Raw genomic sequence first — 23,558 nt, forward strand, 5'->3', positions numbered from 1 at the left:
GGCAAAGATCCCCGGCGCGCCCTGCGCGCCGGGGATTTCATATGCGGCTTGGCCGTTTGCCGGCGAAAAGATCGGCATGGCTCTTGAGCAGCCGGAACAGGCGGTCGCAGACGATGCGGATGTCGCGCCGGTGCCGGTCCTCGCCGTTTGCGACGATCCATTGAGGATGCCGCAGGGCGCGGATCTCCTCTCCCGCCCGCTCCAGCTCCGGATCGAGATCGCCGACGAAGCAGGGAAGCACGGCAAGGCCCGCCCCGGCGCGCACGAGGTCGAGCAGCGAGCGCGGCCGACTGACGAGAACGGCGATCGTGCCCTCCGCCCGTTCGTGCGGCCAGCGCAGATAGGCGGAGACCGCATCCTCCTGTGACACGGCCAGCCACCGGCCAGCGAGTGCCTCCCCGGAATTTTTCCGCCGATAGGCCGCATAGGCGACCTCGCCTGCGAGCCGGCTGACCAGGGTCGGTTCCGATGGCTGGATGGCGCGGATGCCGACATCCACCTCGCGGTGCGCGAGTGTCGCGCGGCGCTCGGAGACGGAGAGGTCGAGGCGGAAGGGATCGCGCTCGGTGCAGATGGCCGAAAAGTTCTCGCAGATCAGCCAGGTTACCCAGGTGCCGGCCATCAGCCGCACGACGCTCGCGCCCTGCCCCTCCTGCCGCCAGCTCTCGACGCCGCGCACGACCGCTTCCATGGCGAGAAGCTGGCCGAACAGCGCCTGCCCGTCGCCCGTGAGCCTGTAGCCGGTCTGGCTGCGCAAAAAGAGCGGCCGGCCGATCGCCTCCTCCAGTTGCAGCACGCGCCGGCCCACCGTCGCGGGGCTGAGGCCGGATACCTGCGCGGCTCCGGTGAGCCCGCCCTGCCGGGCGACATCGAGAAAGATGCGATAGGCTTCCCAGGACATGTCTTTCATGAATGAAAAACATAGTGCGGAATTTGCCGTTCGTGAATGAAAATCTGAACGGTAATCTGCCTCTAGAAACCCGGCGCGGACAGCACCCTTCCCCAATCGAAAGCCCGACGCGCCTTCGGCGCCGCGGCTTGCCGTTGCCCTTTGAAAGGAGACAGAGATGTCGGACCTGTTCGGACTTGTCGTGCTCGTGGAGCTTTCCCGGAAGAGCGCGCGCCGAAAACACGAATTCGTGCACCTGCTCGATACCACGCCGGTCCGCACCCGGCTCCGTCGCCTTGCAAGAGCCCTGGGTCTGCGGAAATGAAAAGGCCCGGCAAAGCCGGGCCTCTCGCTTGGTGGGCCGGCCTCACGCCGCGCGGTAGATCGCCTGCTCGTCCGCTTCCAGGCGGAACTGCTCGACGAGCATCATCAGCGTGTCGGCCTCGTTCGCCAGCTTGCGGCTCGCCGCCGTGGTGACGTCGACCATCGAGGCGTTCTGCTGGGTCATCTGGTCCATCTGGTTGACGGAGCCATTGACCTCCTGGAGCGCCGCCGCCTGGTCGCGGCTCGCCGTCGCCATCATGTCCACATGCTGGCTGACGGTGACGATCTGCTGGCTGATCGCGGCGAGCACCGCACCCGTCTCCTGCACGAGGTGGGAACCGGCGCTGACCTCGCTCGTCGATTTCTCGATGAGGCCCTTGATCTCGCGGGCGGCGCTGGCCGAGCGCTGGGCAAGCTCGCGCACTTCCTGCGCGACGACCGCAAAACCCTTGCCGGCCTCGCCCGCGCGGGCGGCCTCGATGCCGGCATTGAGGGCAAGCAGGTTGGTCTGGAAGGCGATGTCGTCGATCACCTCGATGATCTGCTCGATCTGGCGCGAGGCGGCCTCGATGCGGCCCATGGCCGCGATCGCATTGCTGACGACGGCGGCGGAGCTGTCGGCGCTGCGCTTGGTCGTGCCGACGACGATGTTCGCCTCATGCGCCCGCTCGGCGGAGGAGCGTACGGTCGCGGTGATCTGCTCGACGGCGGCGGCCGTTTCCTCCAGCGAGGACGCCTGGGATTCGGTGCGCTTGGCGAGCGCATCGCCCGATTGCAGCATCTCTGCGCCGCTGCGCTGGATCGACAGCGCATTGTTGCGGATCTGGCCGAGCGTGTCCTGGAGGCGCGTCAGCGAGACGTTGAAGTCCTGGCGAAGCTGTTCCAGGCGGCCGGAGAACGGCGTGTCGATCTGGCGCGACAGGTCGCCCTGCGCCAGGCGTTCGAGACCGGCGGCCAGCGCGCTGACGGCAAAGTCGATCTCGCGGTCAAAGGCCTGCTTTTCGGCATCGTTGCGGGCGCGTTCGGCTTCCGCCGCGTTGCGCTGCTGCTCGCTTTCGGCCTCCACGCGGATCTTCGACAGGGCGTTCTCCTTGAAGACGCCGAGCGCGCGGGCCATGTCACCGATCTCGTCGGCGCGGCCTTCGCCGGTGATGCCGGTGTCGAGGAAACCGTCCGCCAGGCGGCGCATGGCGCCGGTGATCTGGCTGATCGGCCCCTTCAGCGTCAGCACCAGCGCGATGCCGGCGAGGACGGCGATCGCGGCGCCCGCGACGGTCGCGAGGATCGAGACCTGGTTGGCCTTTTCACGCTCGGTGCCGGCACTGGTCTTCTGCTCTTCGGCGAACTGGCTGAGAAGGTTCCAGATCGTGTCGATGGACTGGCCGGCGGCCTCGAAATCGGCGGTCCGCTCGGTGCTGATCTTCACCAGCGCGGCGCTGTCCGCATCGATGCGATCGAGCACCGGGCGCAGTGCGTCGTCGACCGCGTCGAAGAAGGGAAGGTCGCTCGCGCTGCCGCTCAGCGCCTTCATGTCGATGCGCAGGATGGACAGGTTGCCGAGCAGCTTGACGCGGTTCTGCTCCGACGTCTGGCCGAGGAACCGGACGGCGGCGACCTCGATGTCGTCGATCGAGGACACCAGCTTGCGCGTGGCCGACAATACCGCCTCGGACTTGATGATCGGCTCGTCGAGTTCGCTGAAGATGCGGGTCGCCTCACGCATCTTTTCCGATGCGGCGCCCTGGAGCTGGATGGTGACCTGGCGGAAGCGGTTCACCCGGCGCGCGATTTCCGGCACCGTGACGCTCGCCGGATCCGACGAGGAGAGCAGGCCGCCCAGCTCGTCGATCGTATTGCGGATGGTGATCGAGACGACCTTCTGGTTCTTCGGCAGGATCATCGCGATCGAGCGCTCGGTCTTGGAAATGAAGGGATAGCGCTCCTTGATGACCTTTAGCTGGTCGTCGGGCGTTGCCCCGCGGCTGAACTCGGAGAGGAGGTCGCCGAAGAACTTGCTGGCATTGGTCAGGCGCTCGGCCTCACGCAGCATGCTCTTTGCGGCATTCTCGTTCTGCCGCACCGTGCGCTGCAGCTTCGTCGCCTCGTCGAGGATCTTCACCTGCTCGCTGGAGAGGTAGTTGAGGTTCTTGGCCATGGTCTCATGCAGGCCGTTCTCGCTGACATAAAGCGACCAGAGCCCGTCCATGCGGGCCTCGATATCCTTGGTCTGCGCCTGCGCGTCCACCAGCTTGGACTTGTCGGCGTCGGGCGCAAGGCCATCGATCGTCGCCTGGAGAACCGCATCCTGCGCCTTCAGGCGCTCGTGCACGGCATCGCGGCTCTCTTCGCTGGTGTTCTGCAGGAACCGGTTCATGCCGGCATAGACGTCCTTGAAGCCGCTCAGCGACTGGAGGACGCTGTTGGAAATCTCCATGCGGCCCTGCAGCAGGCCGGAGGCATAGAGCCCGGTGAAGCCCACGGCGCAGATGCTGAGCACGAAGGGCAGGATGAAGACCAGGACCTTCGTCTGGATCTTGAAGCGGGCGAGAATCTTGTCAATGAACATTGGCGGAACATCCGTTGTCGGCGTGCTCCACCCCTGCCTCCTTTCGAGGCCTCCCCAGGATTCGGACGCCGGATTACCGACTTCATGCGGCCGCAATGCCGCGTATCCGGGGGAGCAGTCATTGCCAGCCGCGTCGACATCCGTCATGGGGACGCGGCATCCGGAACCCTATGCGGCGGATGATCGACGGCAATCTTTAAAATTCCATCACCATTTAAACCGATTTATGACAATCGGTGGTCAGAGCGCGGCAATGGCGAGGGCAAGCACGAGACCGGCGGCAAGCGAGCAGTGAATGCCGATGAGAACGAGACGGCGACGGCTTTCCAAAGCGGCGGCGACGGCAATGGCACGGGCGGGGCGGCGTCTTGCAGGCATTGGGCGATACTCCGTTACGCGAAAACAGACACCCGGATGATCCGGCCAGCCGGCCCACATCATGTTGTCTCCGCCACCACGGTGGAAGGCCGGAAACGCCGACATTGCAAGAGCATCCGCCCCGAGGTCTTAAAAGACGGTAAAGACCGCCTCGCGAAGTCAGGCGTGCCCGCCCGCGGCATGGCCCGATGCCCAGGCCCATTGGAAATTGTAGCCGCCGAGCCAGCCCGTGACGTCCACCGCCTCGCCGATGAAATAAAGCCCCGGCACCGCCTTGGCGGCCATGCTGCGGGAATCGAGCGCGGCGGTGTCGACGCCGCCGAGCGTGACTTCGGCGGTCCGGTAGCCTTCGGAGCCCGGCGGGCGCAGGCGCCAATCCCTGAGGCGCTGGAGAAGCGCCTCGATGCGGCGGCCCGATTGTTCGGCAAGCGGCCCGTCGATGCCGAGCTCGGTGACGAGGAGCTGGGCGAGTTTCTTCGGCATGTGCTCGGCAAGCACGGTCTGCACCGCCTGCCGGCCGTTTTCCCGCCGCGCCGCCGCAATGGCCGCGGCGAAGTCCACGTCGGGGCAGAGGGTGAGCGCGATCTCCTCCCCTTCCCGCCAATAGGACGAGATCTGCAGGATGGCCGGGCCGCTGAGGCCCCGGTGGGTGAAGAGCGCCGCCTCGCGGAACTCCGCCTTGCCATGGCGGGCGACGACATCGACCGCCACGCCCGGCAAGCCCTCATGGGCGGCGAGCATTGCAGGATCGAGCGTCAGGGGCACGAGGCCGGCGCGGGTTTCGGTGACGGTAAGCCCGAATTGTTCGGCGATGCGATAGGCGAACCCGGTTGCCCCCATCTTGGGGATCGACTTGCCGCCCGTGGCGACGACGAGCGAGGAAGCCTCGACCGTGCCGTGCTCCGTCACAACGCGGAACGCCCGGCCGTCGTGCTCGACGGCACCGATCGGCGTGGACAGCCTGAGCTCCGTACCCGCCGCCTTCATCTCGGCGAGCAGCATGGCAATGATGTCCTTCGCCGAATTGTCGCAGAAGAGCTGGCCCAGCGTCTTCTCGTGCCAGGGGATGCGGTGGCGCTCGACGAGATCGAGGAAATCGCGCGGCGTATAGCGGGCGAGCGCCGACTTGCAGAAATGCGGATTGGCCGAGAGGAAGTTCTTTGGCCCGGCATGGATGTTGGTGAAGTTGCAGCGCCCGCCGCCGGAGATGCGGATCTTCTCGCCGGGTGCGCGCGCATGGTCGACGACGAGCACGCGGCGCCCGCGCCTGCCCGCCTCGATGGCGCACATCATGCCCGCTGCGCCTGCCCCGATGATGACGACGTCCCGCCGTTCTGCCACGTATGCGATCCTTGTTTGCCTCTCCTTTCCGCCATCGCGGCCGAAAGTCAATCGGGGCGGGAAAAACAGATTTTCTTGAAAAATTCGCGTTTTCTACCCCCCGGGGGGAGCTAGCCAAGGAATAAACTCCGTCTATGATGGCTTTATCGTCAATCAAACCCGGTGTCTCATGCCGTCCAAAAAGAAAGTCGTTACCCCCACAATCGAAAAAGCCGCACGCTCTACCAAAATCCCTCCCGCCATCAGCGTGCCGCGCGGGGTAAAGACCTGGAAGGACGCCGCAGACTGGCTTCGCGCCCGCGGCATCGAAGACATCGAATGCATCACGCCGGACCTCGCAGGGGTTCCGCGCGGGAAAATGATGCCGTCGTCGAAGTTCACCTCCAACACGTCGCTCGCCTTGCCCTCCGCCCTCTATCGCCACACGATTTCCGGCGACTATCCGGAGGAGACCGGCAATTTCCGCTATGAGCCGCGCGACAGCGACCTGAAGCTGCTGCCCGACCTTTCGACGCTGTCCGTCGTGCCGTGGGAGACAGACCCGACCGCGCAGGTCATCTGCGACATTGTCGGCTCGACCGGCGAGAATGTGCCCTACACGCCGCGCAACGTCCTGAAGAACATCGTGCAGATGTATCGCGATCGCGGCTGGAAACCGGTCGTGGCGCCCGAGATCGAGTTCTATCTCGTCGCCGTCAACGACGACCCCGACTATCCGCTGCATCCGCCGAAGGGCCGGTCCGGCCGCTCCATCCAGGGCGGCCAGGGCTATTCCATCGCGGGGATCAACGAATTCGACGAGCTGATCGACGACATCTACCACTTCTCCGAAAAGCAGGGGCTCGAGATCGACACCCTGATCCACGAGGAGGGGCCGGCGCAGCTTGAGATCAACCTGCGCCATGGCGATCCGATCGAGCTTGCCGACCAGGTGTTCCTGTTCAAGCGCACGATCCGCGAGGCGGCGCTGAAGCACGGCATCTATGCCACCTTCATGGCCAAGCCCATGCAGGGCCAGGCGGGGTCGGCGATGCACATCCACCAGTCGGTGGTGGAGATCGAGACGGGGAGAAACGTCTTCTCCAACCCTGACGGTTCGGCGTCGAAGGAGTTCTTCCACTTCATCGGCGGCATGCAGGCCTATGTGCCGAAGACGCTCGTCATGATGGCGCCCTATGTGAACTCCTACCGGCGCCTGACGCCGGACATGTCGGCGCCGGTCAACAATGCCTGGGGCTACGACAACCGCACGACGGCCTTCCGCGTGCCGGTGTCGGACGCGGCCGCACGGCGCATCGAGAACCGCCTGCCGGGATCGGACGCCAATCCGTATCTGGCGCTGGCGGCCTCGCTCGGCTGCGGCCTGCTCGGCATCATGAACGAGCTGGAGCCGACGGCGCCGACGGAGGACACCGCCAACGAAGGATCGATCGACCTGCCACGCGGGCTTCTCGAAGCCGTGTCGCTGCTCGAATCCGACCCGGCGCTGGCCGAGGTGCTGAGCGCGGAGTTCATCGGCCTCTATGCCGGCGTGAAGCGTGGCGAGTTCGAGACCTTCATGCAGGTGATCAGCCCCTGGGAACGCGAATTCCTGCTGCTCAACGTCTGAGCGGCCCGGCGGTCCGGGCCGCCCGACAAGATCCGAGTCTCAGAGCGGCCGGCGCCCCGGCGCGCCGCCGCACCCTCTCGAACATGAGTGTGTGCAATGCCCTGGCAAAGCCCGATTTCTCCCGGCATCTCCTGGTATGAGGCCAGCGTCGGCGAACGTCCCCAATATGCCCCGCTCGACGGCTCGGTCGACACCGATGTCGCCATCGTCGGCGGCGGTTTCACCGGCCTGCAGGCCGCCTACAATCTTGCGAAGAAGGGCGTCAGCGTCACGCTCATCGAGGCACACCGCTTCGGAGACGGCGCGTCGGGCCGCAATGGCGGCCAGCTCGGCACCGGCCAGCGCGCCGAGGCGGAGAGCCTGGAAGCCGAGCTCGGCTTCGAACGCGCCAAGGCGCTGTTCGACCTTGCGGAGAACGCCAAGCGGCACATCCACGATTTCGCCGAAAGCCAGGCCCTCGACATCGACTATGTTCCGGGCCAGCTCAATGTCAGCCACAAGGCAAGCTACGAGAAGGAATTCCGCGACCATATCGAGATCGCCGCGACCCGCTTCGGCTACAAGCACCTGAGCTACATGGACCGGGCGGAGACCGAGGAACGCGTCGGCTCGAAGCGCTTCTTCTTCGGCATGCGCGATACCGGCACCGGCCATATCCACCCGCTGAAACTCCTCGTCGGCGTCGCCCGCGCGGCCAGGGCCGCCGGCGCCGGCCTGCATGAGAAGACCCCTGCCCTGAAGATCGAACGGACGGGCGGCAAGGCTGTCATCACCACCGCGAAGGGCACGATCCGTGCCGACAGGGCGCTGATCTGCTGCAACGCCCATATCGGGAACCTGGAGCCGAAGACGGCCGCGCATGTCATGCCGATCCGCTCCTTCATCGGCGCGACCGTGCCGCTCGACAAGTTCCCGTCGATCATTCCCGGCGGCGAGGCGATCGCCGACACGCGCTTCGTCGTACGCTACTTCCGCAAGACCCGCGACGGCCGCCTGCTTTTCGGCGGCCGGGAGGCCTATTCGGAAAATCTCGACGACATGACGCCGCCCATCCGCCGGCAGATCGAGGAGGTCTATCCGGAGCTGAGGGGCATCGAGCTGACCCATGCCTGGGGCGGCTCCGTCGGCATCACCATGCCGCGCAAGCCCTATGTGCGCGAGGTCATGCCCGGCATCACCTCGATCGGTGGCTATTCCGGCCACGGCGTCATGCTGTCAAACTATTGCGGCAAGCTCTATGCCGAGGAAGTGACCGGCGGCAGCGCGGAACTCGACCACCTGAAGGCTCTGAAAATCCCGGCCTTCCCCGGTGGTGCCCGGTTCCGCTCGCCGCTTCTGTTCCTCGCCATGACGTGGTACGCGCTACGCGACAAGCTCTGATCGAGTCGGAAGCACCGATTTTGTTGCGTTGCACTCTGGTGTTTTTAAATCGATTAGATTATAACACCCGGCAACAGAACGAGATCGAGATATCCGATGAGCAGCCAGATCATTCCCGTTGAGCCCTTCGACTATGTCGTCTTCGGCGGAACCGGCGATCTTGCGGAACGCAAGCTCCTTCCGGCCCTCTACCACCGGCAGCTCGCCGGCCAGCTTTCCGACCCGACGCGCATCATCGGCGCGTCGCGCACCGCCTATACGGACGCGGAATACCGCAAGTTCGCCGTCGATGCGCTGAGGGAGCACCTGAAGCCCGGCGAATTCGACGACGAGCAGGTGAAGACCTTCTGCGACCGGCTGTTCTACGTCGCCGTCGACGCCAAGTCCGACCAGGGCTGGGACAAGCTGAAGGAGCTTCTCGACGAGGGCAAGGAGCGCGTGCGCGCCTTCTACCTGGCCGTCGCGCCCGCCATCTTCGGCGACATCTCGGAAAAGATCCGCGACCACAAGCTCATCACCAAGCAGACCCGCATCGTCGTCGAAAAGCCGATCGGCCGCGACCTTGCCTCCGCCAACGAGCTGAACAACACGATCGGCAAGGTCTTCCGCGAAGAGCAGATCTTCCGCATCGATCACTATCTCGGCAAGGAGACGGTGCAGAACCTGATGGCGCTGCGCTTTGCCAACGCGCTCTACGAGCCGCTGTGGAACTCCGCCCATATCGACCATGTGCAGATCACCGTCGCCGAAGCCGTGGGGCTTGAAAGCCGCGCGGGCTACTACGACAAGGCAGGCGCGCTGCGCGACATGGTGCAGAACCACATTCTCCAGTTGCTCTGCCTCGTCGCCATGGAAGTCCCCTCCTCCATGGACGCGGAAGCCGTGCGCGACGAGAAGCTGAAGGTGCTGCGCGCCCTCAAGCCGATCGACCAGTACAATGTCGAGCGCCTCACCGTGCGCGGCCAGTACCGCGCCGGCGCCTCGGCCGGCGGCCCGGTCAAGGGCTATCTCGAGGAGCTGGAAGGCGGCGTCTCCAACACAGAGACCTTCGTCGGCATCAAGGCCGAGATCGGCAACTGGCGCTGGGCGGGCGTGCCCTTCTACATCCGCACGGGCAAGCGGCTTGCCGCGCGCATGTCGGAGATCGTCATCACCTTCAAGTCGATCCCGCACTCCATCTTCGATCCCACGGCCGGCCGCATCGAAGCCAACCAGCTCATCATCCGCCTCCAGCCGGATGAAGGCGTCAAGCAGTCGCTGATGATCAAGGATCCCGGCCCGGGCGGCATGCGCCTGCGCAATGTCTCGCTCGACATGAGCTTCGCCGAAGCCTTCGACGCCCGCAACGCCGATGCCTATGAGCGACTGCTGCTCGATGTCGTGCGGAACAACCAGACGCTCTTCATGCGCCGCGACGAGGTGGAAGCCGCCTGGCACTGGGTCGATCCGATCCTGAAGGCCTGGGAAGCCACCGGCCAGCAAGTGCAGGGCTACACCGCCGGCACCTGGGGGCCGAGCCAATCCATCGCCCTCATCGAGCGCGACGGCCGTACCTGGCATGAGGCATAAGGAAGTCCGATGAGCGCGCATTTGCATGAATTCGAGAATGGCGCGGCATTGGCCGAGGGACTGGCGGACCGGATCTCCGGCGCACTGGCGGACGCCGTCGCCACGCGGGGCCGCGCCAGCATCGCGGTCTCCGGCGGCTCGACGCCAAAGGCCTTCTTCAAGGCATTGTCGAGCCGCGACATCGACTGGAGCAAGGTGACGATCACCCTCGTCGACGAGCGGTTTGTGCCAGCGGACAATCCGCGCTCGAACCACCTGCTCGTCGCCGACAACCTGCTCCAGGGCAAGGCGAAGGCTGCGCGCTTCCTGCCGCTCTATCGCGACGCCGGCAGCGCGGAAGAGGCGGCGAGGATCGTTTCGGCGGATGCCGAAGCGCTCGGCCATCCCTTCGACGTCGTCATCCTCGGCATGGGAACGGACGGCCACACCGCCTCGTTCTTCCCCGGCGGCAGCCGGCTGGCCGAGGCGATTTCGCCCGAAACGCCGCGCGGCGTGATCACCATGGAGGCGGAAGGCGCCGGCGAGACCCGCCTCACCTTCACCTTCGCCAGCCTCCAGGATGCCCGCCTCCTGGTGCTGCATATCGAGGGCCAGGGCAAGAAGGACGTGCTGGCCGCGGCGGAAAGCGAAGGACCGGAAACCGACATGCCGATCCGCGCCATCCTGCGCCGCGCCGCGGCGCCGGTCGATATCTACTGGGCGCCCTGAGCGCCTGCCGGCCACGGCCGGCTCCGCCCGGCGTACGACGCCGATGAACAGCGGACAGCGCAGCTTTCCCGCGCGCCGGCCCGTGCCAAAATGCAATCGAGAGAGGTCAGGATAGCTCCCATGTCCGCCGACAAACGCATCGAAGCCATTACAGCCCGCATCGTCGAACGCTCGAAGCCGCATCGCCTGCCCTATCTCGAGCGCGTGCGCGCCGCCATCTCCAAGGGCGTGCATCGCTCGGTGCTCTCCTGCGGCAACCTCGCGCACGGCTTCGCCGTCTGTTCCCCCGCCGAGAAGGACGCACTCGCCGGCGACCGCGTCCCGAACCTCGGCATCATCACCTCCTACAACGACATGCTCTCGGCCCACCAGCCCTTCGAGACCTATCCGGCGCTGATCCGCGAGGCGGCGCGGGAGGCGGGCGGCGTGGCGCAGGTCGCCGGCGGCGTACCCGCCATGTGCGATGGCGTCACGCAGGGCCAGCCGGGCATGGAGCTGTCGCTCTTCTCGCGCGACCTCATCGCCATGGCCGCCGGCATCGGCCTGTCGCACAACATGTTCGATTCGGTCGTCTATCTCGGCGTCTGCGACAAGATCGTGCCGGGCCTGACCATCGCGGCCCTCACCTTCGGCCACCTGCCCGCCGTCTTCATTCCCGCAGGTCCCATGACCTCGGGCCTGCCGAACGACGAGAAGGCCCGCGTGCGCCAGCTCTTTGCAGAAGGCAAGGCCGGCCGGGCGGAGCTGCTGGAAGCCGAATCCAAGTCCTATCATGGCCCCGGCACCTGCACCTTCTACGGCACCGCCAATTCCAACCAGATGCTGATGGAGATCATGGGCTTCCACATGCCCGGCGCCTCCTTCATCAATCCCGGCACACCGCTGCGCGACGCTCTCACCAAGGAGGCGGCGAAGCGCGCGCTCGCCATCACCGCGCAGGGCAACGAATTCACGCCGGCCGGCGAGATGATCGACGAACGCTCCATCGTCAACGGCGTCGTCGGCCTGCACGCCACGGGCGGCTCGACCAACCACACGCTGCACCTCATCGCCATGGCGCGCGCCGCCGGCATCCTCTTGACCTGGAAGGATATTTCCGACCTGTCCGACGTCGTGCCGCTGCTCGCCCGCGTCTATCCGAACGGCCTTGCCGACGTGAACCATTTCCACGCCGCCGGCGGCATGGGCTTCCTCATCCAGGAACTCCTGAAGACCGGCATGCTGCACGATGACGTGCGCACCGTCTACGGCCAGGGCCTGCAGGCCTATACGATCGATCCGAAGCTCGGCGCCGATGGCGCAGTGGTGCGGGACAAGGCCCCGAAGGTCAGCCACGACCCGAAGGTGCTCGCCAGCATCGAGACGCCCTTCCAGCCGACCGGCGGCCTGAAGATGCTGACCGGCAATATCGGCAGCGCCGTCATCAAGATCTCGGCGGTCAAGCCCGAGCGCCACGTCATCGAGGCGCCGGCAAAGGTGTTCCACGACCAGCTCGAACTCAACGCCGCCTTCAAGGCCGGCGAACTGACGGGCGATTTCATTGCCGTCGTGCGGTTCCAGGGCCCGAAGGCGAACGGCATGCCGGAGTTGCACAAGCTGACCACCGTGCTCGGCATCCTGCAGGATCGCGGCCAGCGCGTGGCGCTTCTCACGGACGGGCGCATGTCCGGCGCGTCGGGCAAGGTGCCGGCCGCCATCCATGTCACGCCCGAGGCGGTCGACAACGGCCCGATCGGCCGCATCCGCAACGGCGACATCATCCGCCTCGATGCCACCCACGGCACGATCGAGGTGCTGGTGAACGCCGCCGAGTTCGCCGCGCGCCCGCAGGCGACGGCCGATCTTTCCGGCAACGAATTCGGCATGGGCCGCGAACTGTTCGCACCCTTCCGGGCCATCGCGGGGCCGGCCGATCATGGGGCGAGCGTGTTGTTTGCGTGAAGGCGCCCTGCGTCCTTCATATCCTGAAGCTCGCAAACCCCTCCTCCGTCATGGTCGGGCTTGACCCGACCATCCATGCTCCGCGTACCGTTGGATCCTCGGGTCAAGCCCGAGGATGACGAAAGTGGGCGCTGGGCGGTCGTCGACAAGGGGGCCGATGCGCGCGCCTCTTCACGCCTCAGCTATAGATATCCAGCGTCCGGCCCTGATGGTTGCGGTGCGTCGAATAGACGAAGATGCGCTGCAGGTCCTTGTCGGAGAGCAGGCGCAGGAAGCGGGCTTCGACGATGTCATTGGTATAGACGCGTTGCGTAAGGCAGCCGATCATCGGCAGGCGGGCGCTGACGATGTCGAGGTAGAAATTGCGCGGTAGCTGGAATTTCGTCGTCATCGTGATGATGGCGCCACTGCGCGACAATTTGGTGATGAGGCAACGGCGGGAGACGAGATTGACGAGGCCGCCATTCTCGGTGAACTCGATGCGCGCCTCGTTGCAGGTGTCCTCCATCGGGAAGCTCTTCTCCCGATCGTACATGAAGGACTCTTCCTTGTTCAGGTAATTGTTACGCGGTACGGATCCCTGAATACCCATCGGCCTGTTGCCCCCGGCACTGTCTGCTTTCGGCAAAAGCCTAGGGGAACAACGCTTAACATCGGGTTGAGCGGCAGGGCTAAATCCTGCCGCCTCCCCTCCGCTCAGGACGCGCGGTAGCTCTTGCCGGCGGCATCGAAGAGATGCAGCTTCGCCTTGTCCGCGGTGAACCGCACCCGGTCGCCGCGCTTGACGTCGAGGATGCCGGGGATCTTGGCGATGATCGGCTCGCCCTGCACGAGGCCCTCGATATAGAGCAGCGTCACCTCGCCGAGCGCCTCGACGATCGACACCGTGCCCTCGAACAGGAAATCCTCGCCCGTCGTGATCTGGAGGTCCTCCGGCCGCACGCCGAAGCTCGCCGTCTTGCCGAGCTCGGAGGCCGCCGTCGGGATATCGACACTGGAAATGCGCCCGCCCGTCAGCTCCAGCGCCGTAGAGGCACCCGCCGAGGTGATCTTCGCGGGGATGATGTTCATGGCCGGCGAGCCGATGAAGCGGGCGACGAAGAGGTTCGCCGGGCGCTCATAGAGCTCCAGCGGCGGGCCGACCTGCTCGATATGGCCGGCCGAGAGCACGACGATGCGGTCGGCGAGCGTCATGGCCTCGACCTGGTCGTGCGTCACGTAGATCATCGTCGTGTCGGCCATCTGCTCGTTGAGCTTGGCGATCTCGATGCGGGTGGCGACGCGCAGCGCCGCGTCGAGGTTGGACAGCGGCTCGTCGAACAGGAAGACCTTCGGGTTGCGGCAGATGGCGCGGCCGATGGCGACGCGCTGGCGCTGGCCGCCGGAGAGCGCCTTGGGCAGGCGGTCGAGATATTTGGTGAGCTGGAGGATATCGGCGGCCGAGCGCACGCGCCGGTCGATCTCCTCCTTGCTTTCGCCGGCGATGCGCATGCCGAAGGCCATGTTGTCGAAGACGGTCATGTGGGGATAGAGCGCATAGGACTGGAACACCATGGCGATGCCGCGCTTGGAGGGCGGCACGTCGTTGACGCGCTCGCCGTCGATCGTCATGTCGCCGCCGGTGATCTCCTCCAGCCCGGCGATCATGCGCAGCAGGGTCGACTTGCCGCAGCCGGACGGGCCGACGAAGACGATGAACTCGCCCTGCTTGATATCGAGATCGATGCCGTGGATCACGTCCACTGCGCCGTAGGACTTGCGGATATCCTTGAGTACCAGCCCTGTCATGTCTCTCTCCCCTCTAATTCCTCAGACGAAACGGGCGAAGAACCCGCTCCATGCCGGAAGTTCGATACTTTCCGCGTGCATCATGCTTTCAAACCCGTGGCCCTCCAGCGCCTCCAGGGTGCCGGCCGGCAGGTCCGCAAGACGCGCGATCGGGCTCATGTTGAAGGCGCAGAAGACCTTTTCGTTGCCGTGCGTGCGCACGAAGGAAAGGATCGCGCCCTCGGCCGACTGAAACGCGATCTCACCCTTCACCAATGCCGCGTGCTGCTTGCGGAAGGCAAGGAAGCGCCGGTAGTGCGCGAGCACCGAGGCCGCGTTGCCCTCCTGCACGTCGACGGCGCGCTCCAGATGCACGGCCGGAACCGGAAGCCAGGGCCTTCCCTCACTGAAGCCGCCCGTCGGCTGGCCGCTGTCCCAGACCATCGGCGTACGGCAGCCGTCGCGGCCCTTGAAATCCGGCCAGAACTGGATGCCGTAGGGGTCCTGCAGGTCCTCATAAGCAAGCTCGGCCTCCGGCAGCGCCAGTTCCTCGCCCTGGTAGATGCAGACCGAGCCGCGCAACGACATGAGGAGGCTCGCCAGCAGCTTGGCATGGGCCTCGTGATCGGTGACGGCACCGCCCCAGCGGCTGATATGGCGCATGACGTCATGGTTGGAGAAGGCCCAGCAGACCCAGCCCTCGGGCGCGGCTTTCTCCAGCGCAAGCTGGGTCTCCGCGACGAAGGCCGGCGTCAGCGGATCGGGCGCCAGGAACTCGAAGGCGTAGCACATGTGCATCTTGTCGCCGCCGGACGTGTATTCGCCGGCGATTTCGAGGCCGCGCTGGCTGTCGCCCACCTCGCCGACGGCGGCAATCGCGGGGAACTCCTCCATCAGCGCGCGGAAGCGCTTCAGGAATTCCAGGTTCTCCGGCTGGTTCTTGTCGTAGAGATGTTCCTGGTAGTTGTAGGGGTTCACGGCCGGGGCGGTCTGCGCGTTGCGGCGCTCGGGGGCGAGCGACGGGTTGTCGCGAAGCTCCTTGTCGTGGAAGTAGAAGTTGATCGTGTCGAGGCGGAAGCCATCGACGCCGCGCTCCAGCCAGAAGCGGGCGACCGAAAGCAGCGCGTCCTGCACTTCCGGATTGTGCAGGTTGAGGTCCGGCTGCGAGGTCAGGAAGTTGTGCATGTAATATTGCAGGCGGGTCGGATCCCATTGCCAGGCCGAGCCGCCGAAGATCGACAGCCAGTTGTTGGGCGGCGTGCCATCCGGCTTGGAATCGGCCCAGACATACCAGTCGGCCCGCGGATTGGTGCGCCGGGAGCGGCTTTCGACGAACCAGGGGTGCTTGTCGGAGGTATGCGACAGCACGAGATCGATCATCACGCGGATGTTGAGGCGATGGGCCTCGGCGATCAGCGCGTCGAAATCGGCGAGCACGCCGAAGATCGGGTCGACGTCCTGGTAGTCCGAGACGTCGTAGCCGAAATCCTTCATCGGCGAGGTGAAGAAGGGCGAGATCCAGATCGCATCCACGCCGAGGGAGGCGACATGGGCAAGGCGCTCGGTGATGCCGCGCAAATCGCCGATCCCGTCGCCGTTGGTGTCTTGGTAGGAGCGCGGATAGATCTGGTAGATCACCGCCCCGCGCCACCAGTCCTTGTCCGGTACGAGGAGGGTGGAATCCGACATCGTCATTCTGTTTGCCCTGTATATTTTTTGTTTTTACGTCACCCGCCCTTGACCGAACCCGCCAGCAGGCCGCGCACGAGATAGCGCTGCAGGCTGAAGAAGACGATCAGGGGTACGACGATGGTGATGAAGGCGGAGGCCGTGAGGATTTCCCAGTTGCCGCCGCGCGAACCCAGGAGGTTCACGAGGCGCCCGGTCAGCACCAGCTCCTCATTGCCCGCGCCGAGGAAGACCATGGCGACGAGCAGGTCGTTCCAGGTCCACAGGAACTGGAAGATGGCGAAGGAGGCGAGCGCCGGGAAGGACAGCGGCAGGATGATCTTGACGAAGATGTCGAAATCGGACGCGCCGTCGACGCGGGCCGATTCCATGATCTCGCGCGGCAGGCCGGCCATGTAGTTGCGCAGGAGATAGACCGCCAGCGGCAGGCCGAAGCCCATATGGGCGAGCCAGATGCCGCCATAGGTCTTTGCCGGCACGCCGAAGAAGGCGCCGACGCCATTGTAGAGCCGGAGCAGCGGGATCAGCGACATCTGCAAGGGCACGACGAGCAGGCCGACGATGACGGCGATCAGGATCGCCCGGCCCGGAAAGGGCATCCAGGCCAGCGCATAGGCGCAGAAGGCGGCGACAAGGATCGGGATGATGGTGGCGGGAATCGCCACCGTCAGCGAATTGATGAAGGAGGCGCCGATGCCCTCGGCATTCAGCACCTCGCGGTAATTGTCGAGCGTGAAGCGCGGCGGCACGGAGGCGGTGTAGAAGATGCGCTGGCCGCGGGTGCCTTCCATCTTCGTCGGCGAGACGATCTCGTAGCTGCCGTCCTCCCTGACGGTCAGCGTCTGGCCGTCGCCGATATCGGCCTCGGCGCCCGCTTCGAAGGCGGTCGGCTGCAAGGGGCGGAAGCCGAAGGCCGAGACCTTTGTATCGCCCTCTTCGATCAGCCTGCCCGCGATGACGAACTTGCCGTCACGCTCAACCTGTGTCTCCGGCGAAGCGGCGCGGCCGGTGAGGTTCTGCGAGGAGGTGGAGAGCGCCGTCCACCAGCCGGAAACGGCGAGCTGGTCCTTGTCGCGCAGCGAGGAGATGAGGAGACCGGCGGTCGGCAGCGTCCAGAGCGCGACGAGCAGGAGGACGGAAAGGTGGACGACGAAGACAAGCGGCGAACGGGACGAGGCGATCATCTCAGTGGCCTTCCATTTCCTTGGTGGCGTTGCGGATGTTCCAGACCATGATGGGGATGACGAGGATCATGATGACGACCGCGATGGACGCGCCGCGCCCGAAATCGCCGCCGCCGCGGAACATCCAGTCGAACATCAGGTTCGCCAGGACCTGCGTCTGCCATTGCCCGTTCGTCATCGCGAGCACGATGTCGAAGACCTTCAGCACCAGGATGGTGATCGTCGTCCAGACGACGGCGATCGTGCCCCAGATCTGCGGCACCATGATCTTGAAGAAGATCTGGAAACCGTTGGCGCCGTCGATGACGGCTGCCTCGATCGTCTCCTCCGGAATGCCGCGCAGCGCGGCCGAGAGGATGACCATCGCAAAACCCGTCTGGATCCAGATCAGGATGACCATCAGGAAGAAATTGTTCCAGAAAGGAATGGTCATCCACGCCTCGGGCGTGCCGCCGAAAGCGACGACGACGGCGTTGAGGATACCGATCTGCTCGGAGCCTTCGGCGCGGTAGTCGTAGACGAACTTCCAGATGACGGCGGCGCCGACGAAGGAGATCGCCATCGGCATGAAGATCAGCGTCTTTGCGATATTGCCCCACCAGATGCGGTCGGTCAGCGCGGCGACGATCAGGCCGAAGAAGGTGGAGAGGGCCGGCACGACGAGCAGCCAGAGGAAATTGTTGAAGATCGACTGACGGAACTCGCCGTCATTGATCATCCAGGCGAAATTGCTGAAGCCGACGAACTGCTGGCCGGAGCGGTTATGGAAGGAAAGCCGGACGGATTCGAAGACGGGATAGACGAGATAGACCGTGAGCGCGAAGAGCGCGGGCGCCATGAACAGCCAGGGCCGGATGGCATTGGTGATGCGCAGGTTCTTCGAGGCCTGCGCGCCCGTCAGTCCCTTGGAGGGGAACATTTTATCCAGCAGGAAATTCGTTCCGAAGAAATAGACGACGCAGGCGAGAACACCCCCGACCATCGTGAAGATGGCGAATAACAATTGCTGCATGGCAGTCCCTCCCCCTGGGAAACGTCCCCTACGGCTTTTTCTCGCGCAGCACTGCGGCCTCAGTCGTTTACCTGACGTCTTCTGACGCGGCGCCGACCGCTCACGCGGCTTCATCACCGCATGGTCCGGCTGCACTTTCGCATGCTCGGGAAAACCGGCCGGCGGCTGCCGGCCGGTTCGCCGGGATGTTACTTGATGGCGTCCCAGGCCTTCTGGACGCCGCCGGCGACATCGGCCGCGGACTTGCCGCCGACGAAATCGACCATGCCGGTCCAGAACGCGCCCGCGCCGATCTTGCCCGGCATCAGGTCCGAGCCGTCGAAGCGGAAGGTCGTCGAATCGAGCAGGATCTCGCCCTGCTTCTTCATCGGCGCATTGGCATAGGCTTCCTTGTTGGCGCTCTTGTAGGGCGTCAGGAAGCTGGTCTGCGCCATCCAGACCTCATGGGCGATCGGCGTCTTCAGGAACTCGATGAAGGCGCGCGCGGCCGGCGTGTCCCTGGTGATCATGGCGAGCGTGCCGGCGCCGAGCACCGGGTTGCCGAGCTCCGGCTTGCTGGCATAGGGCGGCATGTAGAAGAAGTCCGCATCCTCGCCGACCACCGTACCTTCCGGGAAGAAGGACGGGATGAACGAGGCCTGGTGGTGCAGGTAGCACTTCGGCGGCGAGGCGAAGAGGCCCTTCGGGCTGTCGCGGAAGTCGGTGGAGGCGACCGCCGCCGCACCGCCGTCTACGAACTTGTCGTTCTTGGCGAACCAGCCGAATTCATCCAGCGCGCCGACCACCGAGGCATCGGTGAAGGGGATCTCGTTCGTCACCCACTTGTCGTAGGTTTCCGGCGAAGCCGTGCGCAGCATCAGGTCTTCCACCCAGTCGGTCGCCGGCCAGCCGGTGGCGCCGCCCGAGCCGAGGCCGATGCACCAGGGCGTACCGCCGTCGGCGACGATCTGCTCGGTCAGCGCCTTGAGGTCCTCCATGGTCTTCGGCACTTCATAGCCGGCGTCCTCGAAGTTCTCCGGCACGTACCAGACGAGGGACTTCACGTCGATCTTGTAGGGGAAGGCGAAAAGCGCGGCATTGCCGTCCTTGTCCTTGTAGGTCGAAAGGTCGACCCAGGACTGGCCGGCGGCGTAGTTGTCGAGCAGCCACTGCTTGGTCTCGTCGCCGAGCGGGGTCAGGTGGCCCTTGGAGGCAAGGTCGGCGATCAGGCCCGGCTGCGGCAGGATGGCGACGTCAGGCGGGCTGCCGGCCTGGGTGTCGATGACGATCTGCTGCTCGTAGTTCTCGGAAGAGGAATATTTGATCTCGACGCCCGTCGCCTCGGTGAAATAGGCATAGACGACCTTGAACAGCGCTTCGTCCTCACCGCGCCAGGGGCCGAAAATGGTCAGCGTCTGGCCCTTGAGGTCGTGGCCCTTCTTGAAATCCTCGAAACTCTGCCAGTTGAACTTGGCATCCTCGCCCGGCTGGAATTTCAAGTCGGCCGCAGCAGCGCCGCCCGCCATCAAAAGAGCGAGCGCGGCCGTCATCAGCAATGTCTTTTTCACGAGATTTGCCTCCCATAGCAAACCCGCCCTCTCCCGGGGCAGGCATCCTCTAAAATACCCCAAAATTCAAAGCGCTTTGGATTTCCTTTCATCCCATTTCCCCCCGAGCCTCGTCAAGTACCCCTCAAGGCTTTGCGGATAAAAACGCCGGATTTAACGCAGTGCAGCGTAGTTTTGCGGCGCAAAAAGGCCAAATACGCTTTTCCTAAATGATTTGCTGATGTTAGATGCCGAAACGCTTTGGGACATATCCAGGGAATGAGGAGAGACGACATCCAAAGCGCTTCGAATGTTTCAAGAAAGCCAAGCATGTGAATCTCAAGCAATTATCGCAGTTGCTGGGCCTCTCCCAGACAACCGTGAGCAGAGCGTTGAATGGTTATCCGGAGGTCAATGCCGAGACGCGCCAGCGCGTGCTGGATGCCGTCCGGGAGACCGGCTATCGGCCGAACCGCGCGGCGCAGCGGCTGGCGACCGGCCGGGCGGGCTCGATCGGCCTCGTCATGCCGACGGCCGACGGCATCGAATCCGACGTGCATTTCGGCGAGTTCCTCGCCGGCCTCGGCGACGAGGCGGTCAAGCACGACTTTCATTTCGTCATCAATCCGAGCCATCCGGAAGAGGAGGTCGCGACCTGCCGGCGGCTGGTGGCGAGCGGCAATGTGGATGCGCTGTTCCTCGCCTATATGCGCGAGAAGGATCCGCGCATTGCCATGATGAAGACCCTGAAGACGCCCTTCGTCGTGCACGGCCGGTCGATCGGCGTGCCGACGGACTATCCCTATCTCGACATCGACAATACCGGCGCCTTCTACGATGCCGCGCGGCTGCTCGCGCAGCTCGGCCACCGGCATTTCGCGCTGATCAACGGGCCGGACTACCTCGCCTTCTCGATCCGTCGCAAGAAGGGCACCGTGCAGGCCCTGGCCGAACACGGCCTCACGCTGCGCGAGGACTGCGTGCAGCATTCGCAGATGACCGACGAACACGGGTTTCGCGCCATGGAGCGCTTCCTCCAGCTCGAAACGCCGCCGACCGCGGTCCTGTGCTCCAGCACGGTCCTGGCGCTCGGCGCCGTCCGGGCGATCAACCAGGCAGGGCTGAAACTCGGCACGGACATCTCGCTCATCGCCCATGACGACGTGCTGCCCATGCTGAAACCGGAGAATTTCATGGTGCCGCTGACGACGACCCGCTCGTCGCTACGCGCCGCCGGCCAGCGCATCGCCCGCCGCCTCATCGCCGACATCCTGACGCTCGAAACCCTGCCGCAGCAGGAGCTCTGGAAGGCGGACCTCATCGTGCGCGCCTCGACCGGACCGGCACCGGCGGGGAAATGAAACGGCGCCCTTCGGGGACGCCGTTATAAATCAGCTCGACTGCGAGGCCCCTGCCGCGAAACGCCGCTGGGCGTTCAGAACTTCGGCGGGGTCCTGCCGGCCTTGCGATAGGCGGCGATGACGGTGTTGGCCATCAGCATGGCGATGGTCATCGGGCCGACGCCGCCGGGAACCGGGGTGATGACGCCGGCGACCTTGGCGGCGTCATCGAAGGCGACGTCGCCGACGAGGCGGGACTTGCCCTCGCCCTTTTCCGGCGCGGCGATGCGGTTGATGCCGACGTCGATGACGGTCGCGCCCGGTTTCACCCAGTCGCCCTTCACCATTTCCGGGCGGCCGACGGCGGCCACGAGGATATCGGCATTGCGGCAGACGCCGGCGAGGTCCTTGGTGCGCGAATGGGCGGTCGTCACCGTCGCGTTCGCGGCCAGCAGCAGGGCGGACATCGGCTTGCCGAAAAGGTTCGAGCGGCCGATCACCACGGCATTGAGGCCGGAGAGATCATCGCCATGCGTGCGGCGCACGAAGACCATGGCACCGGCCGGCGTGCAGGAGACGAGGCCGCCGTCGAGATCGCCCGTCGCCAACTTGCCGGCATTGACGACATGCAGGCCGTCGACGTCCTTTTCCGGCCGGATCGACTGGATGATCGGCTCGGACTTCAGATGCTTGGGGAGCGGAAGCTGGACCAGGATGCCATGGATGGTCTCGTCGGCATTCAGCGTCTCGACGAGGCGGGCCAGCTCTTCCTGTGTGGTCTCCTCGGGCAGCGTGTGCTGGATGGAGGTGAAGCCGCATTCCTTGGCCATGCGGCTCTTGGAGGAGACATAGGCGTGGCTCGCCGGATCGTCACCGACGATGAGGACGGCAAGGCCGGGCTTCACGCCGGCATCCTTCTCCAGGGCGGCAGCGGCGGACTTCACGGTGTCAATCACGGAAGCGGCAACCTGCTTCCCATCGATAATGGTGGTCACATTTCTCTCCCTGAATGAAGTGCCCCCACTCTAGTGGGGCGCCCGCGCGCCGGGATGGCCTCTTAACGCCCTATGCTGTCCAAAACGCATAATTTCAAGCGCATCCTGCCGGAAAGCGCGGATCCGGCCCGCGAATGTGTCTTTTCCTGTCAGCGATGAAAGGCATGGTGGCGGCATGACGGAACCGCTCATCATCAGGCAGGAAGTCCTTTTTTGATGCAGGTTGCAGGTTTCCTTTGACCTGGAGAAACTGGAAACTGAACCGCAAATCATTGTTTCCAAAAAGCATTTCCAGAGAAGAACCATCATGGTTAGCGATGGATGAACATGGTCCGCCGCCTTTTCGGGAAATCCTTAAACGGCCTTTCAGGGGAACTTGCTAAATCGGCAGGCAGCAATAGCAGCCTTGCGGGAGCAGCATGACGCCCTATCCCACGGATCCTGTCGAACACGCCGCCTTCGAGGTCATGACGACCTTGAGGGCCGGCCACTGCCCGCCTGCGGCCGTTTCGAAAGGACCCTCGCCATGAACCTCGTGTCCGGCAACATCACCGCCTCGCAGCGCGACATTCTCGGCCTGCCGGTCTGCGATCTCGGCTGGGCGGACGCCTTTGCCTTCGCCGAGGAGGTGGCGACCATGCCGTTCGGCCAGAGCGTCATCGCCTTCATCAATGCCGGCAATGCCAATCTGATGATGCGCGATCCCGAATACCGCGCCGTGCTGGAACGCCAGATCGTCCTGCCGGATGGCGACGGCGTCGACATCGCCTCCATGGTGTTCCACGGCCGTAGATTCCCGGCGAACCTTACGAGCATCGCCTTCGTTCCGGCGCTCCTTACCTATATCGCAAAGCCGATGCGCGTCGCGCTGATCGGCGCGCAATCCGAAACGCTGCTGCGCGCTGCGGACACTCTTCGCCAGCATACGCCGTGGCACGAATTCCTGCCCATCGCCGACGGCCATTTCGATGAGGGCCAGTCGGACGCGATCATGGAGCAGGTGCGGGCGGCCGATATCGATATCCTGCTCGTTTCCATGGGCAGCCCGGCGCAGGAGAAATGGATCGACAGGCATGTCGGGCCCGGCCATGCCCGGCTGGTGCTCAGCCTCGGCCCGCTGTTCGACGCGCTCGCCGGCAGCACGCCCCCGATGCCCGAGACGATCCGCCGGTTCCGGCTCGGCTGGCTCTACCGGCTGGTGAAGGAGCCGTCGCGCCTGCCCCAGCGCAAGGCCCAGATCGCCTTCGCCTACCATGTGCTGCGCTACAGGCTGTCCGGCTCGATGATGGCGCGGGACGGTGCCAACACGGCAAAGGCCGGCACGCTCTGAGGCGGCCGGC

General features: G+C 64.9%; 19 protein-coding genes. 8 read left to right on the forward strand and 11 right to left on the reverse strand.

Going from position 1 to position 23,558, the window contains the following annotated elements; translation table 11 throughout:
• Positions 1-37: 37 nt before the first annotated feature.
• Complete coding sequence (locus EV665_RS24230) at positions 38-910, reverse strand: LysR family transcriptional regulator (protein ID WP_133036014.1); 873 nt, start codon at positions 908-910, stop codon at positions 38-40.
• Positions 911-1,067: 157 nt separating this feature from the next.
• On the opposite strand from EV665_RS24230, the gene EV665_RS32440 reads away from it, so the two are divergent.
• Entirely contained in the window at positions 1,068-1,214 is a 147-nt protein-coding gene (locus EV665_RS32440) for a hypothetical protein (RefSeq protein ID WP_162853150.1), read from the forward strand.
• A gap of 42 nt (positions 1,215-1,256) precedes the next feature.
• On the opposite strand, the gene EV665_RS24235 is transcribed toward EV665_RS32440, so the two are convergent.
• The 3 genes from EV665_RS24235 to EV665_RS24240 form a co-directional block, all read right to left on the reverse strand.
• Positions 1,257-3,779, reverse strand: coding sequence for a methyl-accepting chemotaxis protein (locus EV665_RS24235; protein ID WP_064328920.1), 2,523 nt, complete (start codon positions 3,777-3,779; stop codon positions 1,257-1,259).
• A gap of 240 nt (positions 3,780-4,019) precedes the next feature.
• The gene (locus tag EV665_RS32445; RefSeq protein ID WP_162853151.1) at positions 4,020-4,157 is read right to left on the reverse strand and encodes a hypothetical protein; all 138 of its coding nucleotides are present in this window, start codon (positions 4,155-4,157) and stop codon (positions 4,020-4,022) included.
• A 159-nt stretch (positions 4,158-4,316) separates the two neighbouring features.
• On the reverse strand, positions 4,317-5,498 hold the full coding sequence (locus EV665_RS24240) for a BaiN/RdsA family NAD(P)/FAD-dependent oxidoreductase (protein WP_133036015.1): 1,182 nt from the start codon (positions 5,496-5,498) through the stop codon (positions 4,317-4,319).
• A 169-nt stretch (positions 5,499-5,667) separates the two neighbouring features.
• Here EV665_RS24240 and EV665_RS24245 point away from each other — a divergent pair, with 169 nt between their 5' ends.
• From EV665_RS24245 to edd, 5 genes are all read left to right on the forward strand, one after another.
• Entirely contained in the window at positions 5,668-7,107 is a 1,440-nt protein-coding gene (locus tag EV665_RS24245; RefSeq protein WP_084437706.1) for a glutamine synthetase family protein, read from the forward strand.
• Between the two features lie 96 nt (positions 7,108-7,203).
• Positions 7,204-8,487: an NAD(P)/FAD-dependent oxidoreductase gene (locus EV665_RS24250; protein WP_133036016.1), complete on the forward strand. Its 1,284-nt coding sequence runs from the start codon at positions 7,204-7,206 to the stop codon at positions 8,485-8,487.
• A 96-nt stretch (positions 8,488-8,583) separates the two neighbouring features.
• Positions 8,584-10,056, forward strand: coding sequence for a glucose-6-phosphate dehydrogenase (gene zwf / locus EV665_RS24255; protein WP_064328917.1), 1,473 nt, complete (start codon positions 8,584-8,586; stop codon positions 10,054-10,056).
• 9 nt (positions 10,057-10,065) lie between these two features.
• Complete coding sequence (gene pgl / locus EV665_RS24260; RefSeq protein WP_133036017.1) at positions 10,066-10,764, forward strand: 6-phosphogluconolactonase; 699 nt, start codon at positions 10,066-10,068, stop codon at positions 10,762-10,764.
• Positions 10,765-10,884: 120 nt separating this feature from the next.
• Complete coding sequence (gene edd, locus EV665_RS24265; RefSeq protein ID WP_133036018.1) at positions 10,885-12,705, forward strand: phosphogluconate dehydratase; 1,821 nt, start codon at positions 10,885-10,887, stop codon at positions 12,703-12,705.
• Between the two features lie 178 nt (positions 12,706-12,883).
• On the opposite strand, the gene EV665_RS24270 is transcribed toward edd, so the two are convergent.
• The 6 genes from EV665_RS24270 to EV665_RS24295 form a co-directional block, all read right to left on the reverse strand.
• On the reverse strand, positions 12,884-13,297 hold the full coding sequence (locus EV665_RS24270; RefSeq protein WP_084437704.1) for a hypothetical protein: 414 nt from the start codon (positions 13,295-13,297) through the stop codon (positions 12,884-12,886).
• Between the two features lie 104 nt (positions 13,298-13,401).
• Positions 13,402-14,493: an ABC transporter ATP-binding protein gene (locus tag EV665_RS24275; RefSeq protein WP_133036019.1), complete on the reverse strand. Its 1,092-nt coding sequence runs from the start codon at positions 14,491-14,493 to the stop codon at positions 13,402-13,404.
• 21 nt (positions 14,494-14,514) lie between these two features.
• Positions 14,515-16,167, reverse strand: coding sequence for a beta-galactosidase BglA (bglA, locus tag EV665_RS24280; protein WP_133036020.1), 1,653 nt, complete (start codon positions 16,165-16,167; stop codon positions 14,515-14,517).
• A 32-nt stretch (positions 16,168-16,199) separates the two neighbouring features.
• Positions 16,200-17,345 carry a carbohydrate ABC transporter permease gene (locus EV665_RS24285; RefSeq protein WP_133036021.1) on the reverse strand — a complete coding sequence of 382 codons (1,146 nt, stop codon included), beginning with the start codon at positions 17,343-17,345 and terminating at the stop codon, positions 16,200-16,202.
• A gap of 1 nt (position 17,346) precedes the next feature.
• Positions 17,347-18,357 carry a carbohydrate ABC transporter permease gene (locus tag EV665_RS24290; RefSeq protein WP_133036022.1) on the reverse strand — a complete coding sequence of 337 codons (1,011 nt, stop codon included), beginning with the start codon at positions 18,355-18,357 and terminating at the stop codon, positions 17,347-17,349.
• A gap of 188 nt (positions 18,358-18,545) precedes the next feature.
• Positions 18,546-19,886, reverse strand: a complete 1,341-nt coding sequence (locus EV665_RS24295; RefSeq protein ID WP_380687830.1) for an ABC transporter substrate-binding protein — start codon at positions 19,884-19,886, stop codon at positions 18,546-18,548.
• 329 nt (positions 19,887-20,215) lie between these two features.
• On the opposite strand from EV665_RS24295, the gene EV665_RS24300 reads away from it, so the two are divergent.
• Entirely contained in the window at positions 20,216-21,244 is a 1,029-nt protein-coding gene (locus tag EV665_RS24300; RefSeq protein ID WP_064328909.1) for a substrate-binding domain-containing protein, read from the forward strand.
• Positions 21,245-21,318: 74 nt separating this feature from the next.
• Here EV665_RS24300 and folD read toward each other — a convergent pair whose 3' ends face one another.
• Entirely contained in the window at positions 21,319-22,218 is a 900-nt protein-coding gene (folD, locus tag EV665_RS24305) for a bifunctional methylenetetrahydrofolate dehydrogenase/methenyltetrahydrofolate cyclohydrolase FolD (RefSeq protein ID WP_133036024.1), read from the reverse strand.
• Between the two features lie 526 nt (positions 22,219-22,744).
• Here folD and EV665_RS24310 point away from each other — a divergent pair.
• Entirely contained in the window at positions 22,745-23,548 is an 804-nt protein-coding gene (locus tag EV665_RS24310; protein ID WP_133036025.1) for a WecB/TagA/CpsF family glycosyltransferase, read from the forward strand.
• Positions 23,549-23,558: the final 10 nt, after the last annotated feature.

The organism is Shinella granuli (assembly GCF_004341885.1).
GTDB classification, from domain to species: domain Bacteria; phylum Pseudomonadota; class Alphaproteobacteria; order Rhizobiales; family Rhizobiaceae; genus Shinella; species Shinella granuli.

Excerpts from the sequence above, each read along its gene's own strand:
- EV665_RS24230 (WP_133036014.1), bottom strand. The coding sequence starts at position 910 with ATGAAAGACATGTCCTGGGAAGCCTATCGCATCTTTCTCGATGTCGCC.
- EV665_RS32440 (WP_162853150.1), top strand. The coding sequence starts at position 1,068 with ATGTCGGACCTGTTCGGACTTGTCGTGCTCGTGGAGCTTTCCCGGAAG.
- EV665_RS24235 (WP_064328920.1), bottom strand. The coding sequence starts at position 3,779 with ATGTTCATTGACAAGATTCTCGCCCGCTTCAAGATCCAGACGAAGGTC.
- EV665_RS32445 (WP_162853151.1), bottom strand. The coding sequence starts at position 4,157 with ATGCCTGCAAGACGCCGCCCCGCCCGTGCCATTGCCGTCGCCGCCGCT.
- EV665_RS24245 (WP_084437706.1), top strand. The coding sequence starts at position 5,668 with ATGCCGTCCAAAAAGAAAGTCGTTACCCCCACAATCGAAAAAGCCGCA.
- EV665_RS24250 (WP_133036016.1), top strand. The coding sequence starts at position 7,204 with ATGCCCTGGCAAAGCCCGATTTCTCCCGGCATCTCCTGGTATGAGGCC.
- zwf (WP_064328917.1), top strand. The coding sequence starts at position 8,584 with ATGAGCAGCCAGATCATTCCCGTTGAGCCCTTCGACTATGTCGTCTTC.
- pgl (WP_133036017.1), top strand. The coding sequence starts at position 10,066 with ATGAGCGCGCATTTGCATGAATTCGAGAATGGCGCGGCATTGGCCGAG.
- edd (WP_133036018.1), top strand. The coding sequence starts at position 10,885 with ATGTCCGCCGACAAACGCATCGAAGCCATTACAGCCCGCATCGTCGAA.
- EV665_RS24270 (WP_084437704.1), bottom strand. The coding sequence starts at position 13,297 with ATGGGTATTCAGGGATCCGTACCGCGTAACAATTACCTGAACAAGGAA.
- EV665_RS24275 (WP_133036019.1), bottom strand. The coding sequence starts at position 14,493 with ATGACAGGGCTGGTACTCAAGGATATCCGCAAGTCCTACGGCGCAGTG.
- bglA (WP_133036020.1), bottom strand. The coding sequence starts at position 16,167 with ATGACGATGTCGGATTCCACCCTCCTCGTACCGGACAAGGACTGGTGG.
- EV665_RS24285 (WP_133036021.1), bottom strand. The coding sequence starts at position 17,345 with ATGATCGCCTCGTCCCGTTCGCCGCTTGTCTTCGTCGTCCACCTTTCC.
- EV665_RS24290 (WP_133036022.1), bottom strand. The coding sequence starts at position 18,357 with ATGCAGCAATTGTTATTCGCCATCTTCACGATGGTCGGGGGTGTTCTC.
- EV665_RS24295 (WP_380687830.1), bottom strand. The coding sequence starts at position 19,886 with ATGACGGCCGCGCTCGCTCTTTTGATGGCGGGCGGCGCTGCTGCGGCC.
- EV665_RS24310 (WP_133036025.1), top strand. The coding sequence starts at position 22,745 with ATGAACCTCGTGTCCGGCAACATCACCGCCTCGCAGCGCGACATTCTC.